The following is an 18,447-nucleotide window of genomic DNA, read 5'->3' as shown; positions in this document are numbered from 1 at the left end:
TAAAGACGGCGCTATGCCGTGGTGCTCAGTCTATTCCATAAATCCTGACGCGAAACTGTCGAGGGTGGATAATTTCATTTGGGCAGTTGACGTTAACGTAAACGTCAATACAATCACCCTACGCCAACCGTTTCCGAGACGCTCCATGAGCTTGCACGCCCACGACCCCGCTTTCGCCGACCGCGTCCGCGCCAGCTTCGCCAAGCAGCACGCCATGGAACTGATCCGGGCGACGCTGCCGGTGGTCGAGCCCGGGTGCACGGAAATCCACCTGCCGCATTGGTCGGGAGTCGAGCAGCAGCACGGCTTCGTACATGGCGGCGTGGTCGGGATGATTGCCGATTCGGCGGCCGGCTATGCCGCGATGACCCTGGTTTCGGCATCGGCATCGGTGCTGACCGTGGAATACAAGATGAATCTGGTGGCGCCGGCCGATGGCGACAAGCTGATCGCCCGCGGCAAGGTGGTTCGCCCCGGCCGGACGCTGGTCGTCACCCAGGCCGAGGTATTCGCGCTCAAGGACGGCAAGGAAACCTTGTGTGCGCTGATGCAGCAGACCATCATGGTCATGCACGGCAAGAGCGAAAAGTAGTTCACAACAAATCTGATAACGGAGACAAAACCATGAACATTCCCAGCCTCGACTTCGGCCTCGGCGAAGACATCAATATGCTGCGCGATGCGGTGAAGGCCTTCGCCGACGCCGAGATCGCGCCGCGCGCCGCCGAAATCGACCGCGTCAACGAATTCCCGGCCGATCTGTGGAAGAAATTCGGCGACATGGGCCTGCTCGGCATGACGGCCGGTGAGGAATACGGCGGTACCAACATGGGCTATCTGGCCCACATCGTCGCACTGGAAGAAATCTCCCGCGCTTCGGCGTCGGTCGGCTTGTCCTACGGCGCCCACTCCAACCTGTGCGTCAACCAGATCCGCCGCAACGGCACGGATGCCCAGAAAAAGAAGTATCTGCCCAAGCTGATCTCCGGCGAGCATGTCGGCGCCTTGGCCATGTCGGAGCCGAATGCCGGTTCCGACGTCGTCTCGATGAAACTCAAGGCCGAGAAGAAGGGCGACCGCTATGTGCTGAACGGCGCCAAGATGTGGATCACCAACGGCGGCGATGCCGATACCTTGGTCGTCTACGCCAAGACCGACCTCAATGCCGGGGCCAAGGGTATGACGGCCTTCATCGTCGAAAAGGGCATGCCGGGCTTCACCCATGGCACCCACCTCGACAAGCTGGGCATGCGCGGCTCCAACACCTTCCCGCTCTTCTTCGACGACTGCGAAGTGCCGGAAGAAAACGTCCTCGGCGGCGTCGGCAACGGCACCAAGGTGCTGATGTCCGGTCTCGACTATGAACGCGCCGTGCTCTGCGGTGGCCCGCTCGGCATCATGGCCGCCTGTATGGACATCGTCGTGCCCTACCTGCACGAGCGCAAGCAGTTCGGCCAGGCGATCGGCGAGTTCCAGCTGATGCAGGGCAAGGTCGCCGACATGTACTCGACCTGGATGGCCAACCGCGCTTATGTCTATGCACTGGGCCGCGCCTGCGACAACGCCGACCATGCCCGTACCCTGCGCAAGGATGCGGCCGGCGCCATCCTCTACTCGGCCGAGAAGGCGACCTGGATGGCCGGCGAGGCGATCCAGACGCTGGGCGGCGTCGGTTATACCAACGAATACGCCACGGGCCGCCTGTGGCGCGATGCGAAACTCTACGAAATCGGGGCCGGCACCAGCGAAATCCGCCGCATGCTGATCGGTCGCGAACTGATGGCGGAGACGCGCTGAATCCATAATTATCGGCACGGGTAGAATACGACCATCCGCGCGATCAGCGCGCATCACGTCCAACGAACGGCGGCACCACCTGCCGCCGTCGCTACCCGGAGCTTCATCTCATGACCATCACCCTACGCACCCTCACTGCCGACGATAGCGAAGCCCTTGAGCAGGTTCGCCAGTATTTCCGCAACTATGCGGCCTGGCTGGGCGTCGATCTGTCGTACCAGAATTTCGATCAGGAAATGGCTTCCCTGCCCGGTGCCTACGCGGCGCCGCAGGGGCGGCTGTTCTTTGCCGAAATCGACGGCCGGCCGGTCGGCTGCGTCGGGATTCGCCCGCTGCAGGACAGCGACGGCCTGTGCGAAATGAAGCGCCTCTACGTGGCTCCGGAAGCACGCGGCCAGGGTGTCGGCGCCACGCTGGCCATGGCCGCGATCAAGGCAGCCAAGGAAATCGGCTACAAGAAGCTGATGCTGGATACCCTGCCCAACATGCGCATGGCGGTGAAGCTGTACCGCGAACTGGGCTTTACCGAAGCGCCGGCCTATTACCAGACGCCGACCGAAGGCACGATGTTCCTCACCCTCGACCTGGAAAATTGGTCGGAAGAAGAAGTTCGCAGCGAGAACCTGTCGCACCTGTTCGATTTCAACCGCGCTTGGGCGCGCAAGATGCAGGAAGTCGACGCCGATTACTTCAACCGGCTGGCCAAGTTGCAAACACCGGAACTGTTGTGGATCGGCTGCTCCGATTCGCGCGTACCTGCCAACGAAATCGTCGGCCTGCTGCCGGGCGAGGTCTTCGTCCATCGCAACGTCGCCAACCTCGTGCTGCACACCGACCTGAACTGCCTGTCGGTGATCCAGTACGCCGTCGACGTGCTCAAGGTCAAGCACATTACCGTCGTCGGCCACTACGGCTGCGGCGGCGTGCTCGCCGCGCTGAACAAGGCGCGCGTCGGCATCGTCGATTTCTGGCTGGACAACGTGCAGCAAGTCCATAACAAGCACCTGGCACAGGTCGATAGCCTGCCGGTGGAACAACGCCATGCCCGTCTGTGCGAACTGAACGTGCTGGAGCAAGTGGTCAGCCTGGTCAACACCCCCGTCGTCAAGGACGCCTGGGCACGCGGTCAGGACCTGACCATCCACGGCTGGATCTACGGCCTGAAGGACGGCCTGATGCACGACCTCGGCATCACCGTCGACTGCCCGGCCGACCTGCCCGTACGCTACGACGCCGCATTGAAGGCGCTTGAGGCCTGAACCTGTTTATTCATAAAAACCGTCAAGGAGAAATCAGCATGAATGACCCGATCGTTATCGTTTCCGCTGCCCGCACCCCGATGGGTGCCTTCCAGGGCGCCTTCGCCGGCCTGACCGCCCCGCAACTCGGTGCCGCAGCCATCAAGGCTGCCGTCGAGCGTGCCGGCATCGATGCCGCTCTGGTCGAGGAAGTGCTGATGGGCTGCGTGCTGCCGGCCGGCCTCGGCCAGGCACCGGTCCGCCAGGCCGCCCTGCTCGCCGGCCTGCCGCTGTCCGCCGGTTGCGCCATGGTCAGCAAGGTCTGCGGCTCCGGCATGAAGGCCACCATGGTCGGCCACGACGGCATCCTTGCCGGCTCGTCGGCGATCACCGTCGTCGGCGGCATGGAATCCATGACCAATGCCCCGTACATGCTGCCCAAGGCCCGTGGCGGCTACCGCCTCGGCCACGGCCAGATGCTTGACCACATGTTCTTCGACGGCCTGGAAGATTCGTACAGCAAGGAAACCAAGGGGCGCCTGATGGGCACCTTCGCCGAAGATTGCGCCGGCAGCTACGGCTTCACCCGTGAAGACCAGGATGCCTACGCCATCCGCTCGACCACCCGCGCCATCGAAGCCTCCAACAACGGCGCCTTTGCCTGGGAAATCGCCCCGGTTACCGTCGCCGGTCGCAAGGGCGACGTCGTCGTCGACAAGGACGAAGGCCCGTTCGCTGTTAACGTGGACAAGATCCCGACCCTTAAGCCGGCCTTCAAGAAGGACGGCACGGTCACCGCCGCCAACTCGTCGTCGATCTCCGACGGTGCCGCCGCGCTGGTCCTGATGCGCGCCTCCAAGGCCGCCGAACTGGGCCTCAAGCCGATCGCCAAAATCGTCGGCCACACCACCAATGCCAATACCCCGGCCCTGTTCCCGACCGCCCCGGTCGGCGCCATGCAGAAAATGCTGGCCAAGGCCGGCTGGACCGCCGACAGCGTCGACCTGTGGGAAATCAACGAAGCCTTCGCTGTCGTCACCATGGCCGGCATCCACGACATGAAGCTCGACCCGGCCAAGGTCAACGTCAATGGCGGCGCCTGCGCGCTCGGCCACCCGATCGGTGCCTCCGGCGCCCGTATCCTGGTCACCCTGCTCGGCGCCCTCAAGGCCCGCGGCGGCAAGCGCGGCATCGCCTCGCTGTGCATCGGCGGCGGCGAAGCCACGGCCATGGCAGTGGAAATGCTCTAAGTGCCGCAACAGGCCGGATCAATCACCTATCTCAAGCTGATCAGCACCATGTTCATGTGGGGAGGAACCTGGATTGCGGGACGCGTCGTGGCGCAGGAACTGACTGCGCCGCTGGCTGCCCCCGCCATTCGTTTTCTGCTCGCCGGACTGGCGCTGGCCGGCTTCGCACTGGCGACCGAAGGGCGCATTCCGCGCCCGCAGACCGGTCGCGAGTGGGGGGTGGTGACCGGCCTGGCCATGACAGGGATATTCATTTACGCCCTGTGTTTCTTTTACGGCCTGAAGTACATCACCGCCGGCCAGGGTGCGCTGGTCGTCGCCCTGACCCCGGTCATGGTCGCCCTCGGCGCCTGGTTTTTCGGCCAGGAACCGATGACCCCGGTCAAACTGGCCGGCATCGCCATCGCCTGCCTGGGCTGCCTGACCGTGATCGGCCACGGTAACCCGCTGGCGCTGCTGCACGGCTCGGTGGGGATCGGCGAATGGCTGATCCTCGGCTGCGCATTGTCATGGACGGCCTACACCTTCATTGGCCGGCAGGCGACGAAATCGCTGTCGCCGCTGGCGGCGACGCTCCATGCAAGCCTGATTGGCGCGCTGCTGCTCGGCATCACCGCCTGGCTGCAAGGCGGCACCGACCTCGCCGCCTGGTCGTGGCGCGTCTGGGCCAGCGTGGTCTTCCTGGCCATCGGCGGCACAGCGCTCGCCTTTACCTGGTTTGCCGACGGCGTACGCCGCATCGGTGCCGCCAAGGCCTCGGTATTCGTCAATCTGGTGCCGGTCTTTGCCGTCCTGCAGGCGGGTGTCCTGCTCGACGAGCGACTCGGCCTGACTGTCCTCGGCGGCGGCCTGCTGGTCATCGCCGGCGTCTGGCTCACAACACATTTTTCGGAGAGAACAGCATGATCCTCACGCAAGAACAAGAAATGATCCGCGACTCAATGCGCGCCTTCGCGCAGGAGCGCCTCGCCCCCTTCGCCGCCGAATGGGACAAGCACCACACTTTCCCGGCCGAAGCCCTGAAGGAACTGGGCGAACTCGGTGCCATGGGCATGTGCGTGCCCGAGGAATGGGACGGCGCCGGCATGGACTACATGTCGCTCGTTCTGACCCTGGAAGAAATCGCCGCCGGCGATGGCGCCACCTCGACCATCGTTTCGGTGCAGAACTCGCTGGCCTGCGGCATCACGCAGAAATACGGTACCGATGCGCAAAAAGAAGAATGGCTGAAGCCGCTCGCCCGCGGCGAGAAATGGGGCTGCTTCTGCCTGACCGAGCCGCACACCGGCTCCGACGCCGCCGCCATCACCACCCGCGCCGACCGTGACGGCGACCATTTCGTACTGAACGGCGTCAAGCAGTTCATCACCACCGGCAAGCATGCCCACATGGCCATCGTCTTCGCCGTGACCGACAAGGCCGCCAGCAAGAAGGGCATTTCCTGCTTCCTGATCCCGACCGCCACGCCAGGCTTCATCGTCGGCCGCACCGAGGACAAGATGGGTCAGCACGCTTCCGATACCGTGCAGATCATTCTCGAGAACTGCCGCGTGCCGGCCTCCGCCCTGCTCGGCAAGGAAGGCGAAGGCTACAAGATCGCCCTCTCCAACCTCGAAGCCGGCCGTATCGGCATCGCTGCCCAGAGCATCGGCATGGCCCGCGCCGCCTTCGAGGCCGCCGTCCGTTACGCCAAGGAGCGCGTCACCTTCGGCCAGCCGATCATCGAGCACCAGGCCGTCAATTTCCGCCTGGCCGACATGAACACGCTGCTCGATGCCGCCCGCCTGATGGTCTGGCGCGCCGCCCAGTTGAAGGACGCCGGCAAGCCCTGCCTCAAGGAAGCCTCGATGGCCAAGATGTTCGCCTCGGAAGCCGCCGAGAAGATCGCCTCCGATGCCATCCAGATCCACGGCGGCGTCGGCTACACGAGCGACTTCCCGGTCGAGCGCATCTACCGCGACGTGCGGATTTCGCAGATTTACGAAGGCGCCAACGACATCCAGCGCCTGGTGATCGGCCGCAGCATCGCCGCCGAGTAAGCCCCAACCCCGCGGTCGACCGGGACCCGAAGAAACCCCGGCGACCGCAACCGACAGAGAAACAAGGAGACAAGGCATGACCGATAGCGACAAGAGCCCGATCGATTTCTGGTTCGATTTTTCCAGCCCCTACGGCTACCTGATGGCGGAGAAAATCGACGCTGTCGCCGCCAGGCATGGCCGCAAGGTGCGCTGGCATCCGGTCCTGCTCGGCGTCATCTTCCAGGCGACCGGATCGCGTCCGCCGGCCGACGGCGTGTCGAGCAAGGGCACGTACATGATGCACGACTTCCACCGCTCGGCACGCTTCATGGGCATTCCCTACAACCCGCCGAGCCGCTTCCCGCTACCGACCCAGAATGCCGCCCGCGCCTACTACTGGCTGCACGGCCAGGACTGCGCTCTGGCCCGCCGCTTCGCCCATGCCGTCTATCGCGCTTTTTTCGTGGACGACCTGGACATTTCCTCGCCCGACACGGTGCTCGACATCGCCGCCGGCCTGGGCGTCGATCGCCAGCAACTGGCCACGGCGCTGCAAACCCCCGAGGTCAAGGCTCTCCTGAAGGATGAGGTCGATGCCGCGTTGGCAGCGGGTGTCTTCGGCTCACCGCACGTCATCATCGACGGCGAGGCCTTCTTTGGGGCCGACCGTTTGCCGCAGATCGAACGCTGGCTGGAAACCGGCGGATTCTGAGGTCGCCATGAAACGCCTCTGCGTCTTCTGCGGCTCGAATGCCGGCAACAATCCGGTCTACCGGGCCGAAGCCGAACATCTGGGCCGACTGCTGGCCGCACGCGGCATCGAACTGGTCTACGGTGCCGGCAACATCGGCCTGATGGGCGCCGTTGCCGATGCCTGCCTGGAGGCCGGCGGCACGGTCATCGGCGTCATTCCGGAAGCCTTGATGGGCAAGGAAGTCGCCGGGCGCAATGTCGATCACCGGGCGCTGACGCGGATCGAAGTGGTCGATTCGATGCACACCCGGAAGGCACGAATGGCCGAGCTGTCCGATGGTTTCATCGCCCTGCCCGGTGGCTTCGGCACCTTCGAGGAATTCTGCGAGATTCTCACCTGGGGCCAGTTGGGCTTTCACGTCAAACCGATGGGGCTGCTCAATGTGAACGGCTTCTACGACCCGCTGCTGGCGATGTTCGACCGTGCCGTCGACGACGGCTTCCTGCGTCCCCAGAACCGCGCCATGGCCCTGGCCGACACCGATATCAACAGCCTGCTCGAGCAGATGACGGCCTACCGGCCGGAACCGGTCAGCAAATGGCTGAAAGAGGACAAGCAGTTGTAGCGCTTCCCCCCAATTTTCCATTCAGGTAACGCACACATAAAAGAAGCGAGGAGACATGACTACCCTGAAAACCCAACTGAATCCGCGGTCGGCCGATTTCCAGGCCAATGCGGCGGCCATGGAGACGGTCGTTGCCGACCTGCATGACAAGGTCGACAAGATCGCCCTCGGCGGCCCCGAGGCGGCCCGCCAGAAGCACCTGGCGCGCGGCAAGCTGCTGCCCCGCGAGCGCGTCAATGGCCTGCTCGATCCCGGCACGCCCTTCCTCGAGATAGGGCAATTCGCGGCGTATGGCATGTACGGCGGCGACGTACCGGCAGCGTCGGTGATCGCCGGCATCGGCCGCGTCGAGGGTGTCGAGTGCATGATCGTCGCCAACGATGCGACGGTAAAGGGCGGCACCTACTACCCGCTGACCGTCAAGAAGCACCTGCGCGCCCAGGAAATTGCCCTGGAAAACCGCCTGCCCTGCGTCTATCTGGTCGATTCCGGCGGCGCCTTCCTGCCTCTGCAGGACGAGGTCTTCCCGGACAAGGAACACTTCGGGCGCATCTTCTTCAATCAGGCCAACCTGTCGGCGCAAGGCATCCCGCAGATCGCCGCCGTGCTCGGCTCCTGCACCGCCGGCGGCGCCTACGTGCCGGCCATGTGCGACGAGTCGATCATCGTCAAAAACCAGGGCACCATCTTCCTCGGCGGCCCGCCGCTGGTGAAGGCGGCGACCGGTGAAGTGGTCTCGGCCGAAGACCTCGGCGGCGCCGACGTGCATACGCGCATTTCCGGCGTCGTCGATCATCTCGCCGAGAACGATGCCCACGCGCTGGCCATCGCCCGCCGCATCATCAAGGACCTCAACTGGAAGAAGGCGCCGCCGGTGACGCTGACCCCGCCGCTCGAACCGCGCTACCCGACGCAGGAACTGTACGGCGTCATCCCGACAGATTCCAAGAAGCCCTTCGACGTACGCGAAATCATCGCCCGCATCGTCGACGACTCCGATTTCGACGAATTCAAGGCACGTTACGGCACCACGCTGGTCTGCGGTTTCGCCCGCATCTGGGGCTATCCGGTCGGCATCGTCGCCAACAACGGCATTCTGTTCTCGGAATCCGCACTGAAAGGTGCCCACTTCATCGAACTGTGCGCCCAGCGCGGCATTCCGCTCGTCTTCCTGCAGAACATCACCGGCTTCATGGTCGGCCGCAAGTACGAAAACGGCGGCATCGCCCGCGATGGCGCCAAGATGGTGACCGCCGTCGCCACCGCCAAGGTACCAAAATTCACCGTCGTCATCGGCGGCTCGTTCGGCGCCGGCAACTACGGCATGTGCGGCCGCGCCTACTCGCCGCGCTTCCTGTGGATGTGGCCGAATGCCCGCATCTCGGTCATGGGTGGCGAACAGGCGGCCGGCGTGCTGGCCACGGTCAAGCGCGACGGCATGGAAGCCGCCGGGAAGACGTGGAGCGCCGAGGAAGAAGCGGCCTTCAAGGCACCGATCCGCGAGCAGTACGAGACGCAGGGTCACCCCTACTACGCCTCGGCGCGCCTGTGGGACGACGGCATCATCGATCCGGCCGACACCCGCCGCGTGTTGGGTCTGGGCCTGTCGGCATCGATGAACGCGCCGGCCGAAGACACCAAGTTCGGCATCTTCCGGATGTAAGGCCATGTACCTGCCCAAACATTTCGCCGAGGACGACGTTGCCGAGATGCATGCGCTGATGCGGGCCAATCCGCTGGCCACGCTGATCAGCCACGGCCCGGACGGACTGAACGCCAACCACATCCCGTTGCTGCTAAGCGATGCGGAACCCTGCGGCAAGTTGCAGGGCCATGTCGCCCGCGCCAATCCGCTGTGGAAGCCGGAGCAGTCATCCGGGGAGGTGCTGGTGGTGTTTCATGGCAACGAGAGCTACATCAGCCCGTCCGGCTACGCCACCAAGGCCGAGCACGGCAAGGTGGTGCCGACCTGGAACTACGCCGCAGTGCACGCCTATGGCGAACTGACCGTGATCGACGACCCGGCCTGGGTGCTCAAGCAGGTTTCCGCGTTGACCGCGGTGCACGAAACGGATTTTCCGCAGCCCTGGGCGGTCAGCGATGCCCCCGCCGACTACATCGAGAAGATGCTCGGCGCCATTGTCGGCATCGAAATCACCGTCACCCGCCTGCTCGGCAAGTGGAAGGTCAGCCAGAACCAGCCGGCCGAAAACCGGGCCAGCCTGATCGCGGCACTGGAAAAAGCCGGCAACCCGGCGATGGCCGGTTTGATCCGAGCCCGACAACAATAATTGGAGCGAGACATGTTTACCACGCTGGAAATTCAACTCAACGGGCCGGTGGCCACGGTCTGGATGAACCGTCCCGACCTGCACAACGCCTTTGACGAAACCCTGATCACCGAACTGACTGCCGCCTTCATGGCGCTCGACGACGATGCCGATATCCGCGCCGTCGTGCTGGCTGGCCGCGGCAAGAGTTTCTCGGCCGGGGCCGACCTCAACTGGATGCGCCGGGCCGCCAACAACGGCATCGACGAGAACCTCAACGATGCACGGGCGTTGGCCAAGATGCTGCGTACCATCGCCGAGATGAAGAAGCCGACCATCGCCCGCGTCCAGGGCGCCGCGCTGGGCGGCGGCATGGGCCTCGCCTCGGCCTGCGACATCGCCGTTGCCTCGACCAGGGCGGTGTTCGCCACCTCCGAGGTCAAGTTCGGCATCATCCCGTCGGCCATTTCCCCTTACGTGCTGCGCGCCATCGGCGCCCGCCAGGCCTACCGCTACTTCCAGTCGGCCGAACGCATCGACGCTGCCCGCGCCCGCGAGATTGGCCTCGTCCATGAAACCGTCGAACCAGAACAACTCGACGCCAAGGTGCAGGAAATCGTCGAGGCGCTGCTCGTCGGCGGTCCGGCGGCCCAAGCGGCCGCCAAGGCGCTGATCCGGGCGGTCAACAACCAGCCGATCAACGACACCATCGTCGAGGACACCGCACACCGCATCGCGCACCTGCGCGCCACGCCGGAAGCGCGCGAAGGCATTTCCGCCTTCCTCGACAAACGCCAGCCGAACTGGATGGGGGAGTAAGCCGATGTTTACCAAGATTCTGATTGCCAACCGCGGAGAAATCGCCTGCCGCGTTATCAAGACCGCCCGCCGCATGGGCATCCGCACCGTTGCCGTCTATTCCGAAGCCGATGCCAATGCCCGCCACGTCCGCCTGGCCGACGAAGCCGTGCTGCTCGGCCCGGCTGCCGCCCGCGAGTCCTACCTGGTCGCCGACAAGATCATCGATGCCTGCAAGCGCACCGGCGCCCAGGCCGTGCATCCCGGCTACGGCTTCCTGTCCGAGAACGACGAATTCGCCGAGGCCCTCGCCGCCAACGGCATCATCTTCATCGGCCCGCCGGCTTCCGCGATCCGCGCCATGGGCTCCAAGTCCGAAGCCAAGAAGCTGATGGGCGCCGCCAACGTGCCGCTGACCCCGGGCTACCACGGCGACGACCAGACCCCGGAACTGCTGCACAAGGAGGCCGACGGCATCGGCTACCCAGTGCTGATCAAGGCCGCTGCCGGCGGTGGCGGCAAGGGTATGCGCCTGGTCGAGAAATCGGCAGATTTCCCGGATGCGCTGGCTTCCTGCAAGCGTGAAGCCATCTCCAGCTTCGGCGACGACCATGTGCTGATCGAGAAATACATCACCAAGCCGCGCCACATCGAGATCCAGGTCTTCGCCGACACGCTCGGCAATTGCGTCTACCTGTTCGAGCGCGACTGCTCGGTTCAGCGCCGCCACCAGAAGGTGCTGGAAGAAGCGCCCGCCCCCGGCATGCCGGAAGAACGCCGCCGGCAGATGGGCGAAGCTGCCGTCGCCGCAGCCAAGGCCGTCGGTTATGTCGGCGCCGGCACGGTCGAGTTCATCGCCATGCAGGACGGCACCTTCTACTTCATGGAGATGAACACCCGCCTGCAGGTCGAACACCCGGTCACCGAAATGATCACGGGGCAGGATCTGGTCGAATGGCAGTTGCGCGTCGCCGCCGGGCAGCCGCTACCGCTGCGTCAGGAGCAGCTGGCCATCCGAGGCCATGCGCTGGAAGCCCGCATCTACGCCGAGGACGCCAACAAGGGCTTCCTGCCCGCCACCGGCAAGCTGATCCGCCTCGCCCCGCCGGTTGAGTCGATCAACGTGCGCGTCGATACCGGGGTCGAGGAAGGCGATGAAATCACCCCCTTCTACGACCCGATGATTGCCAAGCTGATCGTCTGGGACGAAACCCGCGACGGCGCCCTTGCCCGCATGCGCAAGGCGCTGGCCGACTACCAGGTGGCCGGCCTGACCACCAATATCGATTTCCTGTCCCGCCTCGTCGCCTGCCCGGCCTTCGCCGGCGCCGACCTCGACACCGGCCTGATCGAACGCCAGAAGGAATTCCTCTTCCCCGAGGCCCAGGCCATTCCGCGCGATGCCCTGCTTGTCGCCACCGTTGGCGAACTGCTCTGGGAACAGCACGAAGCCAAGCTGGCAGCCAAAAACAGCGGCGATCCCTGGTCGCCGTGGCATGCCCGCGATGGCTGGCGCATGAACCTGTCGTCGGCACGCACCATCAGCTTCCGGGATGGTGACACCTTGGTCGATGCCCATGTCCGCTACCAGGGCGACCAGTGGCAGATCACCCTGGCCGGCCAGACCACCATCGCCCGCGGCAAGAAGCTCGACGGCGACCGCTTCGCCGTCGAGCTCGACGACCGCCGCCTGATGGCGAGCGTCGTGGCGGTAGACGACAAGCGCAGCGTCTTCCTGCAGGGCAACACCTACACCCTGCTGCGCGACGATCCGCTGCACCGCGTCGATGCCGGCGACAGCCACGGCGGCGGCCTGACTGCACCGATGCCCGGCAAGGTCGTCGCCCTGCTCGCCCAGCCCGGACAGACCGTCGAGAAAGGCACGCCGCTGCTGATCCTCGAGGCGATGAAGATGGAACATACCATCACCGCGCCGGCCGCCGGCGTCGTCAAGGCCTTCTGCTACGCCGCTGGCGAACAGGTCAGCGACGGTGCGCCGCTGGTCGAATTCGAAACAGCGAACTGATCATCCCCCCGGCATCCGCCGGGGGTTTTCATTGCTGCAACCACACCACTCCGCAAGAGAGTTGGAGGAGACACCATGCAAGAACAGAACAGCTACGTCCACGGGGCGAGCGAAAAGCCCCTGATCGGCGAAACCATCGGCGATCATTTCGATGCAATCTGCCGGCGTTTCGGCGAGCGCGAGGCGCTCGTCGTCCGCCACCAGAACCAGCGCATGACCTACGGCCAGTTGAAGGAAGCCGTCGACAACCTGGCCTGCGGCCTGCGCCGACTCGGCCTGCAACCCGGTGACCGCATCGGCATCTGGTCGCAGAACAACGTCGAGTGGGTGCTCACGCAATTCGCCACGGCCAAGGCCGGCCTCGTCCAGGTGAATATCAATCCGGCCTACCGCCGTTCCGAACTGGAATACGCGCTGAACAAGGTCGGCTGCAAGGCGCTGATCCTGGCGCCAAGCTTCAAGAGCAGCGACTACCTCGCCATGGTGCAGGATCTGGCGCCGGAACTGGCCAACTGCCAACCCGGCCAGCTGAAGAGCGAGCGCCTGCCCGCCCTGCAGTGGGTCGTCCGGCTCGGCGAGGAAAAAACGCCCGGCATGCTCAATTTCGGCGAACTGACCCACCCGGCCAACCGTTCCGAACTCAACGAACTGGCGGATATCGGCCGGCGATTGCAGTTCGACGATGCCATCAATATCCAGTTCACCTCGGGCACCACCGGCGCGCCGAAAGGGGCGACGCTGACTCACCACAACGTGCTGAACAACGGCTTCTTCGTTGGCGAGGCCATGCGCCTGACACCAGACGACCGCCTGTGCATCCCGGTACCCTTTTACCACTGCTTCGGCATGGTGCTCGGCAACCTCGCTGCCGTTACCCACGGCGCCACGATGGTCATCCCGGCCGAAGGCTTCGACCCGCTGAGTACCTTGCAGGCGGTCTCCGAGGAAAAATGCACGGCCCTGCACGGCGTACCGACCATGTTCATCGCCGCCCTCGATCATCCGGACTTCAAGACCTTCGACCTGTCCGCGCTGCGCACCGGCATCATGGCTGGCAGCCCCTGCCCGATCGAGGTCATGAAGCGGGTGATCAATGAGATGCACATGGAGCAGGTGACCATTGCCTACGGCATGACCGAGACCTCGCCCGTGTCCTTCCAGAGTTCCACCGACGACCCGCTGGACCGGCGAGTATCCACCGTCGGCCGCATCCATCCGCATGTCGAGGTCAAGATCGTCGATACCGATGGCCGCATCGTGCCGCGCGGCCAGCCCGGCGAACTGCTGACCCGCGGCTATTCGGTGATGCTCGGCTACTGGGGTGACGAAGCCAAGACCGCCGAAGCCATCGACCGCAGCGGCTGGATGCACACCGGCGATCTGGCCGTGATCGACGACGGGGGCTACTGCAACATCGTCGGTCGCCTCAAAGACATGGTGATCCGGGGTGGCGAGAACATCTACCCGCGCGAAATCGAGGAATTCCTCTACCGCCACCCGAAAATCCAGGACGTGCAGGTCGTCGGCATCCCCGACCCCAAGTACGGAGAGGAGCTTTGCGCCTGGATCATCCTCAAGGCAGGACAGAGCTGCAGCGAACAGGAAATCCGCGACTTCTGCCAGGGCCAGATCGCCCACTACAAGGTGCCCCGCTACCTGCGCTTCGTTGAAAACTTCCCGATGACCATCACCGGCAAGATCCAGAAGTTCATGATCCGCCAGGCCATGAAGGACGAACTCAAGCTCGAGGAAGGGCAGCATGCCTGAGGCAGCCCTCACCGTCCGTCATGGCCGAGGCATAGAATGACGTTTTCCTGTTCCGGACGGTTCGCTCGACCATGAATACCACGCGCAGGGCTCTGATCCTCCTTGGCGGCGCCGCCGCCATCCCGATGTCGATGGGCTGCATCACCGCTGCCGTGATGTCGGGTGGCGACCGCGAAACCTACACGGAGAACGTCGACTCGGTATTGCTCTCGGCCGATGGCAAGACGCTTGCCGTCATCGGCAAGGAACACCACTACCTGTTCGATGCACCGGAGCCCCTCAGGCTGCTCCTGCAGTCCGAACTGCGCGACGTCGTGCAAGCCAATTTCCGGACCTTCATGGTCGATGCCAAGCAGCACATTTCCGGCACTTATTTCCTGCAGCTCGGCAAGGATGCCACTCAGGAACAGAAGGACAAGGCCCTCGCCGCCGGATTCAAGGCGTCCCCCTCGGGCATGCTCAGCTACAACGGCAGCCTGAGCGGCACCCGCTATGCCGCGAATGGTATCCAGGCCACCACGGCATCGCAGAAACTGCGCAAGACGTACACGATCACCATTTCCGCCGAAAAATCGGCCGGCTCCAAGGCCGCATCGACGGCCGGCAAGCTGCTGCTCACCCCCATCACCCTGGCCGCCGACGGCGTACTCGTCCTCGTGGCCGTTCCCCTGCTGCTGATCGTCGCGATCGGTGCAGCCGCCTCCCACTGAACCGGATTGTCCGCACCATGACCCTACCCGCCCGCGTCAAAATCGTCGAAGTCGGCCCGCGCGACGGCCTGCAGAATGAAAAACAGGTTGTCCCGACCGAGATCAAGATCGAACTGATCGAACGCCTGGCCGACGCCGGCGTGCGCGTTATCGAAGCCACGTCGTTCGTGTCGCCCAAGTGGGTACCGCAGATGGGCGACAACGCCGCCGTCCTGAAGGGCATCAAGCGCCATCCGCAAACCCGCTACACCGCGCTGACGCCAAATTTGCAGGGATTTGACGGCGCCGTGCAGGCTGGAGCCGACGAGGTCGCCATTTTTGGCGCCGCATCGGAGAGTTTTTCGCGTAAAAACATCAATTGCTCCATCGCCGAGAGCCTGAAGCGCTTCGAACCGGTCGTTTCCGCCGCTTCGGCGCTGGAAATCCCGGTTCGCGGCTATGTTTCCTGCGTCGTCGGCTGCCCCTACGAAGGCGCCATCGCCCCTGAACAGGTGGCCGATGTGGCCAAGACGCTGTTCGACATGGGCTGCTACGAGGTATCGCTCGGCGACACCATCGGAGTCGGCAACCCGGCCTCGGTCCGCCGCATGATCGAGGCCTGCGCCAAGGTCGTGCCCATCGACAGGCTCGCCGGCCACTACCACGACACCTACGGCATGGCCATCGCCAACATCCACGCCTCGCTACAAGCCGGCATGGCCGTCTTCGACGCCTCGGTCGCCGGCCTGGGCGGCTGCCCGTATGCCAAGGGTGCCTCCGGCAACGTCGCGACGGAAGACGTGGTCTATCTGCTCGACGGATTGGGCATTGAAACCGGCATCGATCTGGCTAAACTGGCGACTATCGGTGACTGGATTTCCACCGCGATCAACCGCCCGAACGGAGCCAAGGCCGGCCGGGCTCTTTGTGCCAGCATGCCCTAGTGAGCCTTCTTTCCGCCGTCGCCAATTTCCTCAAGCCCGAGCCGCCGCTGGAACGGAGCGTCCTTCAGGCCCTGGAACGGGTCGCCGAGATGGTCGATCCGCTGCTTCGCTTCGCCCCGGGCTTCGAAAAGCATCTGGGCGGCCCGGTCCGGCATGCCCTCGGCTATTGCGACGGCCTAGTCGCCGCCCTGCCGGGGCCGCTGGACATCAACCGCCACGCCTTCGCCAACGATCCGCTGGTCCATTCGCTGTTCGCCACAGCCGACGATATCGACCAGATGCTCGGCCGCAGCCAGGCGGTGCGCGACTTCCTGGCCGAACCTTGCAGCTGGGAAAGCGACCATTTCTATGCCATGTTCGCCGCCCGGCGCCAGCAAAAGAAGCAGCTGGGCATGGAGCAGCAAGGCGATGTCATTCGCAACGACGTACCGCAACGGGTGCTCTATTTTTCGGGGCAAACGCTGATCGAACCGAACTGCCAGCTGGCGACCACCCTGCACGGCCTGCGCTGCAAGGCCTTCGAAAGCCTGCTGCACACCTTCCATTCGCATCTCGAGGCCTTGCGCCATGAACGGGAAGGACTGCGTGCCGACGCCTCGGTCGAGCGCGCCCACCTGACGGTGCTGCGCGGCAGCAGCGGCGGCCACGAGTATCAGGTGCACACCCGCCACCTGGCCGATCTCGATGCCCGGCTGCGGGAGAACAACGAAGCGCTGATGCCCGCTCACCTGATCGCCGCACTGGCCGATTACCTGCAGGCACCGGAGCCCGCCTTGCACCTGACACCGGTGACGGTCACCGTCGACCGGCTGGGCATCATCCGCGACGAATCGACCGGCGACAGCAGCGTCCATACCCTGAACTTCCCGGAACTGACCGCCCGCGACCGCCGTCTACACCTCGCCATGCTGGCCCGGATCAGTCGCGACGAGGCCCTCGAAGCCGTCGAGATGGTCCGCGACCAAGAACACCGCTTCATGCTCATCTGAGTGCGGAAGCATCGATCGACCGCTGTCTTGATTCCCATGATCCAATCCCCCTGCATCAACATCTGCAAGATGGATGCCGCCAGCGGCCTGTGCGTCGGCTGCTTCCGAACCATCGACGAAATCACCGTGTGGTCGCGCGGCGACGACACGACGCGGACCCGCATCCTCGCCGCCGTCGCCTGCCGCCGCCTGGAAAACGAGCTGGAAACCGGCCGCCCCGACAACGAACAGCACCGATCATGACCAACCAATACGAAGACCTCTACCCATGCGTCGGCGTCTGCATGTCCGACCCCGAAACCGGCGTCTGCATGGGTTGCGGCCGCCCCCCGCTGGGCGGTCCCGACGTCGCCATCGAAATCGTTCCCGTCTCGCGGGAAGCGCAAAAACCGGCCGGCGACCCGGACTCCCCGGCATGAAGCCCGCCCTCCCCGACAGCCTGCTCGTCCTCGAGCGCGGCTGGCTGTCGGCCAACAACATCCTGTTTTTCGAAGGCGAACGGGCAACGCTGGTCGACAGCGGCTACGTCACCCATGCCGAACAGACGGTCGATCTGGTGGACCATGCCCTGGCCGGCCGGCAACTGGCCCGCCTGGTGAATACGCACTCGCATTCCGACCATATTGGCGGCAATGCCGCACTGAAGGCGGCCTACGATTGCGAAATCATCGTCCCCGCCGGCCTGCACGCGGCCATCGCCGACTGGGACGTCGATGCCCTGCTGCTCTCCCCGCTCGGCCAGCAGAGTGCCCGCTTCCAGCATGACAGCCTGATCAGTGCCGGCGCCGAAATCGACATGGGCGGGTTGAACTGGCAGGCGCTCGCCGTGCCCGGCCACGACATGGAGGCGCTGGCCTATTACTGCCCGGAAAAGCGCATCCTGATCTCCGGCGACGCGCTGTGGGAAAACGGCTTCGGCGTGATCTTTCCCGAACTGTTCGGCGAGGCCGACGGCCTGCTCCACACCCGGCAGACGCTGGAAATGCTCTCTCGCCTGCCCATCGACATCGTCATTCCCGGCCACGGAAGCCCGTTCGATGCCGTCGATGCCGCGTTCGAGCGGGCCTTCCGGCGCATCGCCCAATTCGAGAACAATATCGAGCAACTGGCCTGGCATGCCATCAAGGTCGGTGTTTCCTTCGCCATGCTGGAAAGGCGCAGCATTCCGCGCGAGCGGTTCGCCGACTTCGTTTTCAGCCTGCCCTTCGCCGTCGACGTCAACACCCGCTTCCTGGGCATGACGCCCGACGCCCTGGTGGCCAAGGTCGAGCGCGAATTGCTGCTGGTCAACGCCCTCCGTCTGGAGAACGGGATGTTTGTCGCCGGCTAGCGCCGCTTA

General features: G+C 64.5%; 18 protein-coding genes and 1 pseudogene. All 19 read left to right on the top strand.

What is annotated here, in order from left to right:
• The first annotated feature begins 145 nt into the window (after nt 1–145).
• The 19 genes and pseudogenes from F1002_RS08390 (at nt 146) to F1002_RS08300 (ending at nt 18,438) form a co-directional block, all read left to right on the top strand.
• Entirely contained in the window at nt 146–592 is a 447-nt protein-coding gene (locus F1002_RS08390; protein WP_150428556.1) for a PaaI family thioesterase, read from the top strand.
• Between the two features lie 32 nt (nt 593–624).
• Nucleotides 625–1,797: an isovaleryl-CoA dehydrogenase gene (locus F1002_RS08385; protein WP_150428555.1), complete on the top strand. Its 1,173-nt coding sequence runs from the start codon at nt 625–627 to the stop codon at nt 1,795–1,797.
• A 92-nt stretch (nt 1,798–1,889) separates the two neighbouring features.
• Nucleotides 1,890–3,056, top strand: a pseudogene (can, locus tag F1002_RS08380) (carbonate dehydratase); the annotation flags it as partial.
• A 38-nt stretch (nt 3,057–3,094) separates the two neighbouring features.
• The gene (locus F1002_RS08375; protein WP_150428553.1) at nt 3,095–4,285 is read left to right on the top strand and encodes an acetyl-CoA C-acyltransferase; all 1,191 of its coding nucleotides are present in this window, start codon (nt 3,095–3,097) and stop codon (nt 4,283–4,285) included.
• Entirely contained in the window at nt 4,286–5,191 is a 906-nt protein-coding gene (locus F1002_RS08370; RefSeq protein WP_150428552.1) for a DMT family transporter, read from the top strand.
• Entirely contained in the window at nt 5,188–6,324 is a 1,137-nt protein-coding gene (locus tag F1002_RS08365; RefSeq protein ID WP_150428551.1) for an acyl-CoA dehydrogenase, read from the top strand. The genes F1002_RS08370 and F1002_RS08365 overlap by 4 nt, the downstream gene beginning before the upstream one ends.
• A gap of 76 nt (nt 6,325–6,400) precedes the next feature.
• The gene (locus tag F1002_RS08360) at nt 6,401–7,018 is read left to right on the top strand and encodes a 2-hydroxychromene-2-carboxylate isomerase (RefSeq protein ID WP_150428550.1); all 618 of its coding nucleotides are present in this window, start codon (nt 6,401–6,403) and stop codon (nt 7,016–7,018) included.
• 7 nt (nt 7,019–7,025) lie between these two features.
• Nucleotides 7,026–7,625, top strand: coding sequence for a TIGR00730 family Rossman fold protein (locus F1002_RS08355; protein ID WP_150428549.1), 600 nt, complete (start codon nt 7,026–7,028; stop codon nt 7,623–7,625).
• 55 nt (nt 7,626–7,680) lie between these two features.
• Nucleotides 7,681–9,288 carry a carboxyl transferase domain-containing protein gene (locus F1002_RS08350; RefSeq protein ID WP_150428548.1) on the top strand — a complete coding sequence of 536 codons (1,608 nt, stop codon included), beginning with the start codon at nt 7,681–7,683 and terminating at the stop codon, nt 9,286–9,288.
• A 4-nt stretch (nt 9,289–9,292) separates the two neighbouring features.
• Nucleotides 9,293–9,916 (top strand): FMN-binding negative transcriptional regulator, encoded by a 624-nt coding sequence (locus F1002_RS08345; protein WP_150428547.1) that lies wholly within the window; start codon nt 9,293–9,295, stop codon nt 9,914–9,916.
• 12 nt (nt 9,917–9,928) lie between these two features.
• Nucleotides 9,929–10,714 (top strand): enoyl-CoA hydratase/isomerase family protein, encoded by a 786-nt coding sequence (locus F1002_RS08340; protein WP_150428546.1) that lies wholly within the window; start codon nt 9,929–9,931, stop codon nt 10,712–10,714.
• Between the two features lie 4 nt (nt 10,715–10,718).
• The gene (locus F1002_RS08335) at nt 10,719–12,719 is read left to right on the top strand and encodes an acetyl/propionyl/methylcrotonyl-CoA carboxylase subunit alpha (RefSeq protein WP_150428545.1); all 2,001 of its coding nucleotides are present in this window, start codon (nt 10,719–10,721) and stop codon (nt 12,717–12,719) included.
• A gap of 75 nt (nt 12,720–12,794) precedes the next feature.
• Nucleotides 12,795–14,486: an AMP-binding protein gene (locus tag F1002_RS08330; protein WP_150428544.1), complete on the top strand. Its 1,692-nt coding sequence runs from the start codon at nt 12,795–12,797 to the stop codon at nt 14,484–14,486.
• A gap of 71 nt (nt 14,487–14,557) precedes the next feature.
• Nucleotides 14,558–15,196 (top strand): hypothetical protein, encoded by a 639-nt coding sequence (locus F1002_RS08325; protein ID WP_150428543.1) that lies wholly within the window; start codon nt 14,558–14,560, stop codon nt 15,194–15,196.
• A gap of 17 nt (nt 15,197–15,213) precedes the next feature.
• On the top strand, nt 15,214–16,119 hold the full coding sequence (locus F1002_RS08320; RefSeq protein ID WP_150428542.1) for a hydroxymethylglutaryl-CoA lyase: 906 nt from the start codon (nt 15,214–15,216) through the stop codon (nt 16,117–16,119).
• Nucleotides 16,119–17,108, top strand: coding sequence for a hypothetical protein (locus tag F1002_RS08315; RefSeq protein ID WP_150428541.1), 990 nt, complete (start codon nt 16,119–16,121; stop codon nt 17,106–17,108). The genes F1002_RS08320 and F1002_RS08315 overlap by 1 nt, the downstream gene beginning before the upstream one ends.
• A gap of 36 nt (nt 17,109–17,144) precedes the next feature.
• Nucleotides 17,145–17,351, top strand: a complete 207-nt coding sequence (locus tag F1002_RS08310) for a DUF1289 domain-containing protein (protein ID WP_150428540.1) — start codon at nt 17,145–17,147, stop codon at nt 17,349–17,351.
• Nucleotides 17,348–17,527 carry a DUF1289 domain-containing protein gene (locus F1002_RS08305; RefSeq protein ID WP_150428539.1) on the top strand — a complete coding sequence of 60 codons (180 nt, stop codon included), beginning with the start codon at nt 17,348–17,350 and terminating at the stop codon, nt 17,525–17,527. The genes F1002_RS08310 and F1002_RS08305 overlap by 4 nt, the downstream gene beginning before the upstream one ends.
• Nucleotides 17,524–18,438: an MBL fold metallo-hydrolase gene (locus tag F1002_RS08300; RefSeq protein WP_150428538.1), complete on the top strand. Its 915-nt coding sequence runs from the start codon at nt 17,524–17,526 to the stop codon at nt 18,436–18,438. Before F1002_RS08305 ends, F1002_RS08300 begins: the two co-directional genes overlap by 4 nt.
• Nucleotides 18,439–18,447: the final 9 nt, after the last annotated feature.

Source organism: Dechloromonas sp. CZR5 (assembly GCF_008711155.1).
Classification (GTDB): domain Bacteria; phylum Pseudomonadota; class Gammaproteobacteria; order Burkholderiales; family Rhodocyclaceae; genus Azonexus.
Note: the sequence above shows the minus strand (reverse complement) of the source record. Positions and strands in the feature narration are given on the sequence as shown.

Coding starts and splice junctions, on each gene's coding strand:
- F1002_RS08390 (WP_150428556.1), top strand. CDS start 146: ATGAGCTTGCACGCCCACGACCCCGCTTTCGCCGACCGCGTCCGCGCC.
- F1002_RS08385 (WP_150428555.1), top strand. CDS start 625: ATGAACATTCCCAGCCTCGACTTCGGCCTCGGCGAAGACATCAATATG.
- F1002_RS08375 (WP_150428553.1), top strand. CDS start 3,095: ATGAATGACCCGATCGTTATCGTTTCCGCTGCCCGCACCCCGATGGGT.
- F1002_RS08365 (WP_150428551.1), top strand. CDS start 5,188: ATGATCCTCACGCAAGAACAAGAAATGATCCGCGACTCAATGCGCGCC.
- F1002_RS08360 (WP_150428550.1), top strand. CDS start 6,401: ATGACCGATAGCGACAAGAGCCCGATCGATTTCTGGTTCGATTTTTCC.
- F1002_RS08355 (WP_150428549.1), top strand. CDS start 7,026: ATGAAACGCCTCTGCGTCTTCTGCGGCTCGAATGCCGGCAACAATCCG.
- F1002_RS08350 (WP_150428548.1), top strand. CDS start 7,681: ATGACTACCCTGAAAACCCAACTGAATCCGCGGTCGGCCGATTTCCAG.
- F1002_RS08345 (WP_150428547.1), top strand. CDS start 9,293: ATGTACCTGCCCAAACATTTCGCCGAGGACGACGTTGCCGAGATGCAT.
- F1002_RS08340 (WP_150428546.1), top strand. CDS start 9,929: ATGTTTACCACGCTGGAAATTCAACTCAACGGGCCGGTGGCCACGGTC.
- F1002_RS08335 (WP_150428545.1), top strand. CDS start 10,719: ATGTTTACCAAGATTCTGATTGCCAACCGCGGAGAAATCGCCTGCCGC.
- F1002_RS08330 (WP_150428544.1), top strand. CDS start 12,795: ATGCAAGAACAGAACAGCTACGTCCACGGGGCGAGCGAAAAGCCCCTG.
- F1002_RS08325 (WP_150428543.1), top strand. CDS start 14,558: ATGAATACCACGCGCAGGGCTCTGATCCTCCTTGGCGGCGCCGCCGCC.
- F1002_RS08320 (WP_150428542.1), top strand. CDS start 15,214: ATGACCCTACCCGCCCGCGTCAAAATCGTCGAAGTCGGCCCGCGCGAC.
- F1002_RS08310 (WP_150428540.1), top strand. CDS start 17,145: ATGATCCAATCCCCCTGCATCAACATCTGCAAGATGGATGCCGCCAGC.
- F1002_RS08305 (WP_150428539.1), top strand. CDS start 17,348: ATGACCAACCAATACGAAGACCTCTACCCATGCGTCGGCGTCTGCATG.
- F1002_RS08300 (WP_150428538.1), top strand. CDS start 17,524: ATGAAGCCCGCCCTCCCCGACAGCCTGCTCGTCCTCGAGCGCGGCTGG.